Source organism: Clostridium moniliforme (assembly GCF_017873235.1).
GTDB classification, from domain to species: domain Bacteria; phylum Bacillota; class Clostridia; order Clostridiales; family Clostridiaceae; genus Clostridium; species Clostridium moniliforme.
On sequence record NZ_JAGGJZ010000004.1, the window covers coordinates 96219 to 109732 of the forward strand.

The 13514-nt window shown below is 26.8% G+C and carries 17 protein-coding genes; all 17 read left to right on the top strand.

Features of this window, described 5'->3' with window-relative positions; all coding sequences use genetic code 11:
• Positions 1–38: 38 nt before the first annotated feature.
• Complete coding sequence (gene cdaA / locus J2Z53_RS07955) at positions 39–893, top strand: diadenylate cyclase CdaA (RefSeq protein WP_209796950.1); 855 nt, start codon at positions 39–41, stop codon at positions 891–893.
• Positions 863–2137, top strand: coding sequence for a CdaR family protein (locus tag J2Z53_RS07960; protein WP_209796951.1), 1275 nt, complete (start codon positions 863–865; stop codon positions 2135–2137). Before cdaA ends, J2Z53_RS07960 begins: the two co-directional genes overlap by 31 nt.
• A gap of 10 nt (positions 2138–2147) precedes the next feature.
• Entirely contained in the window at positions 2148–3743 is a 1596-nt protein-coding gene (locus tag J2Z53_RS07965) for an NAD(P)/FAD-dependent oxidoreductase (RefSeq protein ID WP_209796952.1), read from the top strand.
• Positions 3744–3964: 221 nt separating this feature from the next.
• Positions 3965–4873, top strand: coding sequence for a phosphate butyryltransferase (gene ptb / locus J2Z53_RS07970; protein ID WP_209796953.1), 909 nt, complete (start codon positions 3965–3967; stop codon positions 4871–4873).
• A 32-nt stretch (positions 4874–4905) separates the two neighbouring features.
• A complete protein-coding gene (gene buk, locus J2Z53_RS07975; protein ID WP_209796954.1) occupies positions 4906–5973 on the top strand; it encodes a butyrate kinase in 1068 nt (355 codons plus the stop codon).
• A gap of 179 nt (positions 5974–6152) precedes the next feature.
• On the top strand, positions 6153–6848 hold the full coding sequence (locus J2Z53_RS07980; protein ID WP_327786705.1) for a transglycosylase SLT domain-containing protein: 696 nt from the start codon (positions 6153–6155) through the stop codon (positions 6846–6848).
• Positions 6838–7260: a YaaR family protein gene (locus tag J2Z53_RS07985; RefSeq protein WP_209796956.1), complete on the top strand. Its 423-nt coding sequence runs from the start codon at positions 6838–6840 to the stop codon at positions 7258–7260. Before J2Z53_RS07980 ends, J2Z53_RS07985 begins: the two co-directional genes overlap by 11 nt.
• Before the next feature lie 11 nt (positions 7261–7271).
• Positions 7272–7580, top strand: a complete 309-nt coding sequence (locus J2Z53_RS07990; protein ID WP_209796958.1) for a FliM/FliN family flagellar motor switch protein — start codon at positions 7272–7274, stop codon at positions 7578–7580.
• 131 nt (positions 7581–7711) lie between these two features.
• Positions 7712–7981 carry a flagellar biosynthesis anti-sigma factor FlgM gene (gene flgM / locus J2Z53_RS07995; RefSeq protein ID WP_209796959.1) on the top strand — a complete coding sequence of 90 codons (270 nt, stop codon included), beginning with the start codon at positions 7712–7714 and terminating at the stop codon, positions 7979–7981.
• 5 nt (positions 7982–7986) lie between these two features.
• On the top strand, positions 7987–8394 hold the full coding sequence (locus J2Z53_RS08000; RefSeq protein WP_209796960.1) for a flagellar protein FlgN: 408 nt from the start codon (positions 7987–7989) through the stop codon (positions 8392–8394).
• A 9-nt stretch (positions 8395–8403) separates the two neighbouring features.
• Positions 8404–9702: a flagellar hook-associated protein FlgK gene (gene flgK / locus J2Z53_RS08005; protein ID WP_209796961.1), complete on the top strand. Its 1299-nt coding sequence runs from the start codon at positions 8404–8406 to the stop codon at positions 9700–9702.
• 11 nt (positions 9703–9713) lie between these two features.
• Entirely contained in the window at positions 9714–10628 is a 915-nt protein-coding gene (locus J2Z53_RS08010; RefSeq protein WP_209796962.1) for a flagellin N-terminal helical domain-containing protein, read from the top strand.
• Between the two features lie 10 nt (positions 10629–10638).
• Positions 10639–11016 (top strand): flagellar assembly protein FliW, encoded by a 378-nt coding sequence (fliW, locus tag J2Z53_RS08015; RefSeq protein ID WP_209796963.1) that lies wholly within the window; start codon positions 10639–10641, stop codon positions 11014–11016.
• A gap of 1 nt (position 11017) precedes the next feature.
• Positions 11018–11230, top strand: a complete 213-nt coding sequence (gene csrA, locus J2Z53_RS08020) for a carbon storage regulator CsrA (RefSeq protein WP_209796964.1) — start codon at positions 11018–11020, stop codon at positions 11228–11230.
• 10 nt (positions 11231–11240) lie between these two features.
• Entirely contained in the window at positions 11241–11627 is a 387-nt protein-coding gene (gene fliS, locus J2Z53_RS08025) for a flagellar export chaperone FliS (RefSeq protein ID WP_209796965.1), read from the top strand.
• Positions 11628–11642: 15 nt separating this feature from the next.
• Positions 11643–13133 carry a flagellar filament capping protein FliD gene (fliD, locus tag J2Z53_RS08030; protein WP_209796967.1) on the top strand — a complete coding sequence of 497 codons (1491 nt, stop codon included), beginning with the start codon at positions 11643–11645 and terminating at the stop codon, positions 13131–13133.
• Positions 13134–13147: 14 nt separating this feature from the next.
• The gene (locus J2Z53_RS08035) at positions 13148–13471 is read left to right on the top strand and encodes a flagellar protein FliT (protein ID WP_209796968.1); all 324 of its coding nucleotides are present in this window, start codon (positions 13148–13150) and stop codon (positions 13469–13471) included.
• The last annotated feature ends 43 nt before the right edge of the window (positions 13472–13514 follow it).

The window sequence follows — 13514 nt, forward strand, 5'->3', positions numbered from 1 at the left end:
TAATTTAGAAAAGACACAATAAATAAGGGGTGAAACTAATGCAGGATTTTTTTATTGAAGCAGTAAATTCAATAAAGCATATATCATTTTCTTCAATATTAGATATTTTAGTTGTTTCATATATTTTTTATAAAGGATATATGCTTATAAAAGAAACTAGAGCAGAACAACTTTTAAAAGGAATTTTATTTATTATTGTACTAATTCCTATAAGTTATGTATTAAAGTTAGATATGCTTTATTTTATTTTAAGTAAGACACTAACAATAGGAGTTCTTTCTGTAGTAATTATATTTCAGCCAGAAATTAGACGTGCACTTGAACATTTAGGACGAAGTGCATTTGATGAAACACATAACATTAGTGATTCTAAAGAAAGAGAAACTATAATTGATGAAATAGTAACAGCAGTAGAGGATCTAGCAGAAACAAAAACAGGTGCTTTAATTGCAATAGAACAAGGAACAGGACTTGGAGAAGTTTTAGGATCAGGAACGATAATAGATGCAGAAATAAGTGCAGCCCTTTTAGAAAATATATTCGTTGTAAATACACCACTTCATGATGGTGCAACAATTATAAGAAAAGATAGAATTTATGCTTCTGGATGTGTATTACCTTTAACAAATAACAATGGTATAAATAAGAAATTGGGTACTAGACATAGAGCTGGTATAGGTCTATCAGAAAATTCAGATGCTTTAGTAATAATTGTTTCAGAAGAAACAGGAACAATATCACTAGCTATGGGTGGAAGACTTACAAGAAATTATGACAAAGAAAAACTAAAGAAAACTTTATTAAGTATAATGCAAGATAGAGAAAATAAAAAGGTAAAATCAGCTGGGGAGAAGGTGAAAGCATGGATAAGGGGAATTCAAATCAAACATTAATTATAAAATTAGTATGTGTGTTGTTATCTTTTGGATTATGGCTTTATGTAACTAATATTCAGAACACAACAAGAGAATATACTTTAAAAGGAGTGCCAGTTAATATAACAAATACCTCTGCTTTAAAAGAAGATGGTTTAGCATTAGCTCCTAATCAAACTTTTACTGTAGATTTAGACCTTGAAGGATATTCAAAATATATTTATGCAGCAACAAAAAGTCAATTTTCACTCTCAGCTAATCTTGGAGAATATGCATTAAAACAAGGAGTAAATAATATACCAGTTCAAGTTAAAAATTATCCAAGTGAATTAAATATAAAAAATAATGGTAATTTAGTAATTAAAGTTAAACTTGAAAAATTAATAACTAAGCAATTTAATACAATATCACAAGTTAATGTAGATTATGCTAAAGGAGTATACAAACAAAAAGAACAATTCAATTCTGAAAAAGTTGAAGTTTCAGGGCCACAAAGTGCTGTAGATAAAGTAGCTAATGTTGCTTTGGTTGGGAACTTAGAAGGTGTTAGTGAAAATTTGACTAAAGAATTTCCACTTAAACCAGTAGATTCATATGGTAATGTAGTTGATGGAGTTACATTAAGTAAAAATGTAGGTACTATTAGCATAGCAGTTAATAATGGAAAATCTGTTGATGTTACAACTGAATTTACTGGTTCAGTTCCAAATGGATATAAATTAGTTAGCACAAATCCATCAAAAACATCTGTTCAAATAGTAGGAGATCAAAAGGCCGTAGATTCTGTAAATTCATTAAAGACTGAAAGTATAGATTTATCAAATATTACTAGCAGTATAGAAAAAAACGTAAAGATAATTTTACCAAATGGAGTTAAGGTAAGTGATGGTAATAATTATATAACAGTAAAAATTAATGTAGAGAAGATAGGAGACAGTGAAGCATCAAAGGAATTAGAAGTGCCAGTTAGTTATACAGGCCTTAATAGTAATTTAGAGCTTTCTAATGAAACAAAATCAATTAAATTTAATATACAAGGAAATAAAAAAGATATAGACAATTTAAAGGCCAGTGATTTTACATGTAAATTTGATTTGAGTAAGTTTAAGGATGAAGGAGATTTTGAAGAACAAGCAAATGTTAAAATGATAAGTTCTAATTCAGATATATCAATATCAAATACAAGTACAGTAAAATTTACTTTAAAGAAAAAAGAAAATCAAAAAGATAACAAAAATACTTCAAATAAAAAATCAGTATAGGAGAAATTTTATGGCAATAAGAATAAATAATATTATTCTAAGTATTGAGGAGGATAATTCTTTAATTAAAAAGAAGGTAGCAAAAAAGTTAAGAATAAAAGAAGAAGACATACATTCATTAAAAATAATAAAAGAAAGTATAGATGCAAGAAAAAAAGATGACATTAAATTTAATTATTGTGTTGATATAACATGTGACAATGAGAAAAGCATAGTAAAAAAAATCAATAACAATAATGTAAAATTAGAAGATGAAAATAAAGAAGAAAAATTCATATATGGAAATAAAAAATTAAAATCAAGACCAGTTGTTATTGGATTTGGACCAGCTGGAATATTTGCAAGCTTAACTTTAGCAAAGCATGGTTATAAACCAATAGTCTTTGAAAGAGGAGAAGATGTGGACAAAAGAACTGAAACTGTGGAAAAGTTTTGGGATACTGGGGAATTAAATTTAAATTCAAATGTTCAGTTTGGAGAAGGTGGTGCAGGAGCCTTTTCAGATGGAAAGTTAACAACAAGAATAAAAGATAAAAGGTGTACGTTTGTGTTAGAAGAGTTTGTAGAAAATGGAGCACCTGAAGAAATAACCTATGTTGGAAAACCTCATGTAGGAACAGATATATTAAAAGGCGTAGTTAAAAATATAAGAGAAAAAATAAAAAAATTAGGTGGAGAAGTTCATTTTAATTCAAAACTTGAAAAAATAAATGTAGAAGATGGTGAGTTAAAAAGTATAATTATAAATGGTAAAGAAATACCATGTGAATGCTTAATCTTAGCAATAGGACATAGCTCAAGAGATACTTATGAGATGTTATATAACAATAAAGTATTAATGGAACAAAAGCCTTTTGCAATAGGAGTTAGAATAGAACATCCACAGGATATAATAAATAAAAGTCAATATGGAAAGTATGCAAATCATCCAAAGTTAAAAGCTGCTGACTATAGATTAACTTATCAAAGCAAAAAGGAAAACAGAGGAGTGTATTCTTTCTGTATGTGCCCAGGAGGAGTTGTAGTTGGTGCAGCCTCAGAGGAAGGAAGACTTGTTTCAAATGGAATGAGTTATCATGCTAGAGACTTAGAAAATGCAAATTCTGCATTAGTTGTAACAGTTGGGCCAGATGATTTTAAAGGAGAGCATCCATTAGCAGGAATGGAATTTCAAAGACACTATGAAAGTCTTGCATTTAAATTAGGTGGTGGAAATTATAAAGCACCAGTTCAACTTATTGGAGATTTTCTAAATGATAAAAAATCAACAAAGTTAGGAAGCGTTATTCCTACATATAAACCAGGATTTGAATTTAGAGAACTTAAGGAATGTTTACCAAAGGCTGTAGTAGACACATTGAAAGAAGGTATATTAGTTTTTGGAAAGAGAATAGATGGATATGATATGTATGATGGAATTTTAACAGGGATAGAAACGAGAACATCAGCACCAGTTAGAATTTTAAGAAATGAAAAACTTCAAAGTGTATCAGTAAAAGGATTATATCCAACAGGGGAAGGCGCTGGTTTTGCAGGAGGAATAATATCTGCAGCTGTTGACGGAATAAAAGCTTCAGAGAGAATAATGGAGGAATATACATTATAATAATAGAAAATTAAAATTATGTTTACATTAAAGGTGGATTTATCCACCTTTTTTTTGTAAAAGAATTTTCTGACAACTTGCCTTTTATATGAAAAATCTGATACAATATAACTGTTAAATTGTTATAAAATTAACGATAAAAAATTAACAATAAATAATAATGTATTCTAAGTATATGAAAATAATTATTTTAAAATATAGATATAAGAGGTGCGTTATAAATGAGTAAAAATTTTGATGAGTTGTTATCAAAGGTTAAAGAACTTAAACCAAAGAAAGTAGCAGTAGCAGTTGCTCAAGATGAGCCAGTATTAGAAGCTATAAAATCAGCAAAGGAACAAGGAATTGCTGAAGCTATATTAGTTGGAGATAAAGATGAAATTAAAAAAATTGCTGATAAGATAGAAATGGATTTATCAGGATATGAAATAATGGATGAAAAAGATTCTAAGAAAGCAGCACTTTTTGCAGTTCAACTTGTTTCAAGTGGAAAAGCAGATATGGTTATGAAGGGGTTAGTTGATACTGCAACATTTTTAAGAAGTGTTTTAAATAAAGAAGTAGGATTAAGAACAGGAAAACTTATGTCTCATGTTGCTGTTTTTGAAGTTGAAGGAATAGATAGATTAATATATTTAACAGATGCTGCATTTAACACATACCCAGATTTAAAAGCTAAGAAACAAATTATAGATAATTCAGTTGCAGTAGCTCATGCTTGTGGACTTGCTATGCCAAAAGTAGCTCCAGTTTGTGCAGTTGAAGTTGTAAATCCAGATATGCCAGCTACATTAGATGCTGCATTATTATCAAAGATGAATAATAGAGGACAAATAAAGGGATGTATAGTTGATGGACCTTTAGCTCTTGATAATGCTATTTCAGAAGAAGCAGCACATCATAAAAAAGTATCAGGACCAGTTGCAGGAAAGGCAGATATTATAATGCTTCCAAATATAGAAACTGCAAATGTTATGTATAAGTGTTTAACTTACACAGCAAAATCAAAAAATGGTGGATTATTAGTTGGAACATCAGCTCCAGTTATATTAACATCAAGAGCAGATTCTTTTGAAACAAAAGTTAATTCAATTGCATTAGCAGCTTTAGTTGCTGAGTCACTAAAGTAATAGATTAGGATATTTAGGAGGTAATTAAAGTTATGTCATATAAATTATTAATTATAAACCCAGGCTCAACTTCAACAAAAATAGGAATTTATGAAGATGAAAAGGAAGTTTTAGAAACTACTTTAAGACATTCATCAGATGAAATAGCAAAATATGCTACAATATTTGATCAATTAGATTTTAGAAAAGATATTATTTTAGAAATATTAAAGGAAAAGAATTTTGATATCAATGAATTAGATGCTGTTGTTGGAAGAGGTGGAATGCTTAAACCAATTCCAGGTGGTACTTATAAAGTAACAGAAGCTCTTATAGAAGATTCAAAGAAAGGTGTTCAAGGACAACATGCTGCAAACTTAGGTGCTATATTAGCTAATGAAATAGCAAAAAAAGTTAATGTACCAGCATTTATAGTAGATCCAATTGTTGTAGATGAATTAGAACCAGTTGCAAGAATTTCAGGTATACCAGAATTACCAAGAAAGAGTAAATGTCATCCATTAAATCAAAAAGCTGTTGCAAGAAGATTTGCAAGAGAAAATAATACAGAATATGATAAGTTAAACCTTATAGTAGCTCATATGGGTGGTGGAGTTTCAATAGGAGCTCATAAATTAGGAAGAATTGTTGATGTTAACAATGCTTTAGATGGAGATGGTCCATTCTCACCAGAAAGATCAGGAAGTGTTCCAGTTGGAGATTTAGTAAAAATGTGCTTTAGTGGAAAATATACAGAAGCTGAAGTATATAAAAAGATATTAGGAAGAGGAGGCTTTGTTGCTTACCTTGATACTAATGATGCTAGAGATGTATTAAAGAAAGTTAGTGAAGGTGATGAAGAAGCTAAACTAATATATGATGCATTTATATATCAAATATCTAAAACAATAGGAGAAATGGCTACTGTATTAGAAGGAAAGGTAGATAAAATTCTTTTAACTGGTGGAATAGCTTATTCAGAAAAAGTTGTTAATGACATAACTAAGAGAGTAGGTTGGATAACAGAAGTTAAGGCTTATCCAGGAGAAGATGAATTACTTGCATTAGCACAAGGTGCAATTAGAGTATTAAGTGGAAAAGAAGAAGCTAAGATTTACTAATAAGATATAAGGGTTTAAAAAATAAATTGAATCTTTTGTAATGGATAGTTTAAAATATAGTATATTAAATTAAAAGATGATTTCTATTAATAGAAGTCATCTTTTTTGTTCAATTAAAAGTATTAAGTTATATAAAGAAATTCCGTATAATAAGTTTATAAAGGTTTTGAGGTGATATAGTGATAAATGGAATAAATGATATGGGTTTATTTATAAATAGTTTAAGTGGATTTGGAAATTCTAATGGAGAATCAAGAAGTAATATTTTTGAAACTGTAATGATAAGTTTATTAAGTGCTATAAGCGATAGAAATAAAACTGTTACTAATCCAGAGGATAAAGTATCTATAGAGGATATTATTGGATCTTTAAATAGTTGTAAATTAAATGGTATAAACATTAACAATAATAGTTTTTCTAAAAATATAAATTTAGATGACATTAATATTAGTAATTTAAGCAAAAAAGATAGAATAAAAAATGCTATAAATACTTGTGGTGAAAAATATGGTGTAGATAAAAAATTAATTAAGGCAATAATTAAAGTAGAATCTGATTTTAATCCAAATACTGTTTCATGGGCTGGGGCAAAGGGACTTATGCAGCTTATGCCTGAAAATTGCAAAAGTTTAGGTATAGTTGATCCTCTTAATATTGAACAAAATATAGATGGTGGAGTAAGACATATTAAAGAATACATAAAAAGATATAACGGAGATGTTAAAATGGCATTAATGGCTTATAATGGAGGTCCTACTAGAATGGCAAATAGAGGAGTTAGATCCATAGATGATATATATAAAATGCCAAAGGAAACTCAAAATTATGTTAAAAAAGTAATGAATTATTATAAAGGATTGCATGATGAAAATTAATGGAATAAATACAAAAAAAGCTATAAATATTAAAGAAAAATCCAGTGCAACAAAAAATGATTTCTCAGGTAGCTTTATGAAATCATATAAGTCTTCAAGCAAAGAGCAGCTTGAAAATTACATAAAAGAAATTAAGAAAAAAGGTACTAGATTAATTGTAAGTAAAAATTACGCTGATGTAAAAAGTTATAAAAATACAATTAAAAAGTATTTAGAAACTATTGTTCAATATACATATACACTTAATAAAAATATTGGTTTTTTTGAAAATAAGTATTATTCAACAGTTGAAACTATAAATGAAAAATTAGAATCTTTAACTGCTAAGGTACTTGAAGAAGAAAAGGAAAATTTAGATATAAGTTCTACAATAGATAATATACAAGGACTTTTAGTAGATTTATATAGATAAAGGAGAATTTTATGATTGAAGGAAAAAAGGAAGATTTATACGAAGTAGAATTTGACACTTTACAAAAAAAAGAAGTAGAGAAATTTGAAGATAAAGGAATTTTATTAAATTCTAAATTAGATATAAGCGTAACTATAGGGAGCTGCAAAAAAAGTATAAAGGAAATATTATCTCTTAAAGAAGGAGATGTAATAGAACTTGAAAAAACTATAGATGAGGATTTAGATATTAACATTAATGACAAAATGATAGCTGATGGAGAAAGTCTTAAATTTGGAAATAAAATTAGTGTAAGATTAAGTTCTTTAAAAAAGAATTAAACTAAAGATATAGGTGTGGTTAAAATATAGTCTGCACCTATTATTTTTTGTTAAATATAAAAAAGGACTAAATTAATTATTTAATTAGCCGATAATTAATAATAGATGAATAAAAAAGTTGGGGGCATAATATGAAGATAGATTCTATTAGAAGAAATAATATGATAAATGTATATAAAAAACAAAAGAATTATGAAAATAAAACTGTAACAAAAAGAGAAATGAAAGATAAAGTAGAAATATCTGATGCTGCTAAATATTTAAATAAAATAGTAAATGATAATGAAAATATTAATTTAGATAAGATTAATGATATAAAAAATAGAATAAATAATGGAACTTACAAAATTGATAGCAAAAAAATAGCTAAAAAAATGCTTGAAAGTATTAAAGGAGAGTAATTTAAATGGATTCTAGCTTAAAATTAATAATTTTTGAAGAAAAAAGAATCTTACAAGAATTAATGAATTTATTAGATAAGCAGTATAATTTAATTTTATCTGATGAAGTAGTAGCTTTAGATAAAGTAAATGAGGATATAGAATTGATAGGAAAAAATTTAGCAACTATTGAAATTAAAAGAAGAGACTTAATAAAAGATAATAATTTTAAAGAAATAATTGAAAATAGCTATGATAAACATCTTAAAGATGTTTATGAAGAAGTTAAGGGGCTACTTAGAGATATAGAGTTACAAAATGATACTAACTCAACTCTTATAAAGCAGAGGTTATTTTTTACAAATAAAATGATAGATGTTATAAAGCCTTCAAAAAATATAGGTACGTATAATTCGTATGGAAATGTAAGATAGGAGATTATTATGACAGGTTTATTAGGAACTTTACAAACAGCAAAATCAGGAATGATTGCAAGTAAAACAGCAATACAAACAACATCACACAATATAAGTAATTTAAATACACCAGGGTATACAAGACAAAGAGTAGAACAAACTACAAGCAGACCATATACTTCAATTGGTTATAATAGTCATCACGGTCCAGGTCAACTTGGGACAGGGGTAACTGTTAATGATGTAACAAGAATAAGAAATTCTTTTTATGATTTTCAATTTAGAAGTGAAAGTCATAAGTATGGAGAAGTAAATATAAAGTCTGATTATTATAGAAATATGGAAAACATCTTTGATGAGCCATCAAAAAATTCAATATCAGCATCTATTAATGATTTTTTTAATTCTTTAAATGAATTATCTAAAGATCCAAATAGTGTTGGAGCAAAAAATGTGGCAATAGAGAAGGCAAAATTTTTAAGTAATAATATTAATAGTGTTAATTCTAAACTTGAAACATTAAATGAACAATTAAATTCTCAAACAGAGAGTATTGTTTCAGATATAAATAATAAAATCTTACAAATAAAAGAATTAGATAAAAATATAAAGTTAATTCAAGGAGCTAATAAATCACCAAATGATTTATTAGACCAAAGAGATAATCTTATGGATGAATTAAGCTTTAAAATAGATGTAAATGATGATTCAGTTAAAGCTGTGTTTGATGTGGAAGGTAAGGATGCTAAGGTTCAAGCTAATGATTTAGAAGTTTTAAAATCTAAAATAAAAGAAAAAAGCTTAAGTGGTGAACTAAGTGGAACGAAAGCTATGAAAGCTGAAATAGAAAAATATCAAAATAAATTAAGAACACTATCTAATGCTATAACAGCAAATATAAATAATGTTTATAAAGGTAAGGAAAATATATTTGTAGCAGGAAAAAATGGAAAGCTAATTGATGTAAATCCTAATATTATAAAAGATGTATCTAAATTAGAAATGACATCTAGTAAAGCATTAGAATTATATGATATACAAAATAAAAAGGTAAATATAGATGGGGAAGATATTACTGTAGGAAATTATTATAATGGTACTATTCAAGAATTAGGACAATCATCTCAAATAGCTAAAAAGCAAGAATTTAATAACAGTAAGCTTTTACACAGTATAGATAAATCAAGAATGAGTATTTCAGGTGTTTCTATGGATGAAGAAATAGTAAATTTAGTTCAATTACAGCATGCTTATAATGCAAGTGCAAAGGTAATTTCAACTATAGATTCATTATTAAATGTAGTAGTAAATGGGTTAATTAAGTAGGGGGATAATATATGAGAATAACAAATAACAGTATTATGAGCAGCTATTTAAGAGATGTTCAAAATAATCTTCAAAATATGGATGTTATAAATGAAAAATTAAATACAGAAAAACAGGTTAACAGAATATCTGATGATCCATTTAAAACAGTAAAGATACTAAATATACAAAATGAAATACAAAATACTGAAAAATATAATTATAACTGTGATGAAATTACAGGTTGGCTTGATATTACAGATGAATCTTTAGATAGAATAGCTAATTTAAGTAGTGATATTAAAACTAAGTTAACATCTATAAGTGGAGCTTTTGGTAAAAACGAGATAGCAGCTGTTAGAGCAGAGGTTAATGAAAAAATTAAACAAATAGGAGAAAGTTTAAACACAACATATGCTGGAAAGTATATTTTTGGTGGACAACTTACAGATGATAAACCTATAAACACTAAGGTAGATGAAAATGGAGTTGTTTCATTAACAATAGCAAATAAAGATAATGGAGATTTAAATAAAAAGCTAACTAGTGCAATTTCTAGTGGACTTAATATAAGCTATAATCTTACAGTTAATGAAGTAACTGGAGGAGAAGAAGGATTAAATTTATTTGAAGAGTTAAGTGAAGCTTTAAATGGGGATACTGTAGATACTGAAAAGATAGGAAAATTATCTACTAAAATAGATAATTATATGAATGATATATTAAACAACAGATCAATTGTTGGGGCTAGAACTAATACAATAGATAAAGTAAAAGAGACAAATGATGAAAATATTTTATCTATGAAAAAAAATTACTCAAATATGCAAGATGTAGATTTTTCAAAGGAATTTATACATTTAAAGGAAGCACAAATGGTATATATGGCAAGCTTACAAGTTGGAGCAAAATTAATTCAAGGTACTTTATTAGATTATTTAAGATAGGAGATATTTTATGAAAGTAGTATTTGAAAAGGGAATTCCAGGATTTGAAAATATTAATGAATTTGAAATTAAAGATTTAGAAAATAATAATAGATTTAAAATTGTTGAATCTTTAGATAATGAAGTAAGTTTTGCAACTATTAATCCTTTTGAAATTTATAATGAGTATGAAATTGATTTAAATGATGAAACTATTAAAGAGTTACAAATAGAAAACCCTAAGGATGTTTTAATTTTAACTATTATAACTTTAGGAAAAACTTTAGAAAGTAGCACTATTAATTTAAAGGCACCTTTAGTTATTAATATTAAAAATAAACTTGGTAGACAATTTATAATACAAGGGGATAAATATAATACTAAACATCCTTTAGTTAGGAGAAATTAATATGTTAGTAGTTACAAGAAAAAAAGATGAATCTATATTAATTGGTGATGATATAGAAATTAAAATAACTAAAATAGAAGACGGCAGTGTAAAAATAGCTATTGAAGCACCAAAGGATGTTACTATCCTTAGAAAAGAAGTATATGAGAGAGTAAAGGAAGAAAATAAGAAGGCTGTTAGGGGTAATTTAGATTTATTAAAAGAGCTAAAATAGGAGGACTAAAATGTATAGCAGTAGTAATAATCCATATAATGCATATAAAAGTAATACTGTAAACATGGCATCTAAAGATCAACTTCTTTTAATGTTAGTTGATGGAGCAGTTAAATATACAAAAATAGCAAAAATGGCTATCCAAAATAAAAATATAGAAAAAGCACATAAGGAGTTAGTAAGAGTACAAGATATATTTACAGAACTTATGGCAACTTTAGATAGAAGTTTAGGAGAAGATTTCGAAAATCTTTTTAAAGTATATGAATTTATAAAAGATAAGTTAGAAGAAGCAAATCTTAAAAAGGATATAAATATAATAGATGAAGTACTACCCCTTATTGAAGAGGTTAGAAACACTTGGTATGAAATAAGCAAGAAGGCAAAGGGATTATAAAAGGGAGGATGAAAAATGCCACAAATAAATTCAGCCAATAATCAAACAAGCAATACAAATAGAATAACAGGTATGGCAACAGGCATGGACATTGACCAAATGGTTAAGGGGATGGTTGTAAAGGATCAAGCTAAAATAGATAGCGAAGAACAAAAGCGTCAAATAAATGAATGGAAACAAGAAAAGTATAGAAATGTTATTAAAGATGTTAAAGGTTTATATGATAAATATTTTTCAGTAGGTTCTAAAGATTCAATGATGGTTAGTAAAGTATATAGTACAATGGCTATAAATAGTTCTGATAGTTCAATAATAAGTGCAACAGCTGGATTAGATGCTGATAGCATTAATTATAATTTTAAGATAGATAAGATAGCTAAAGTGGCAGAACTGCAAAGTTCTAAGTCTAACTTAACTATAGATACAAAACTATCTGATTTAGGACTTACTGACACTAAAATAAAAATAAATGGTATAGATATTGATTTAAAGGATGCAAAAAATATTAGTGATGTAATAAAAGTTATTAATAGTAAATTTCCTAAAAATGAAGTACAAGCTTCCTTTAGTGAAATGACTGAAAAATTCATTATAAAAACTAATAAAACAGGAGTAAATTCTAAGCTAACATTTGAAGGGGAATTATTTGAAAAATTAGAACTGAAAGATGGAGATAAATTAGTTGGAAATATTGGAACTGTAAATGGAAGTAATAACCTTATAAAAGTTTTTGACATAGAAGGTAAAGAAATAAGAACCATAGAAAAGGAAAGCAATACTTTCACTATAGACAATATTACATATAGTGTAAATGGAGTAAGTAAAGAGAATATTTCACTGACTTCAAAAACTGACACCTCAAGTGCAGTAGAGAAGATGAAAGGTTTTGTTGATGAATATAATAAAGTTATTAAAGGTATTTATGATTCAATAACAGAGAAGAAGGAAAGAAATTATAAACCTCTTACACAAGCACAAAGAGATGATATGAGTGAAGAGCAAATTAAAAAGTGGGAAGATAAAGCTAAAAAAGGTATTTTAAGAAATGATAAAGAGATGCGCCAATTTATGGATAAAATTAGAACATCAGTATCAGGTATTATAGAAAGTACTGGATTCACATTAATTGATATTGGAATAAAACCAAGTTCTAATTATAACAATCAAGGTCAATTAAATCTTGATGAAGATAAATTTAAAGAGGCATTAGAGAAAAATGGAGAAAGTGTATTTAAAACTGCAACAGAGGCTTTTTCTAATATTAAAGATATAACCTACAATTATGCTGGAAGTTCTTCAGGATTATTTGTAAAGAAAGCTGGAATGAATAATTCATCTACAGCAGTAAATAATCTTTATTCAGAACAAATAAGAAAACAAGAAATACATATAAAAGAACTAAAGGCAAAGATGCAAAAGAAAGAAGATAAACTTTATAAAAAGTTTGCACTTTTAGAATCAAATATGACTAAAATTAATGCACAGTTAAGTTATCTTATGAAATAATAGAGGATTTTAATATGATAAATTTATATAAAAATATTTCTTTAGAGATTCTAAAAATTTTAAATGAAGATGATATAGATAATGAGAAATTAGAGTATAACATAGAAAAAAGACAAGAAATTATTGATAGTTTAAGAAATGAAGATTTAGAAAGCTTTAAGAATCATTATAAAAATTCTGAAATAATAAAAATAGATAATGAAATAAAAAAATTATTAGGAAATAAAATTATAGAAGTTAGAAAAGAATTAAATTCATATAAAATCAAAAAAAATGTAAATACTGTCTATGCAAATATGAATAAAAATAAATTAAATATTTTTTCAAAAAGAGTATAAAGTAATAATTCTATTTACCGATATGTATAATAGGTTATATTTT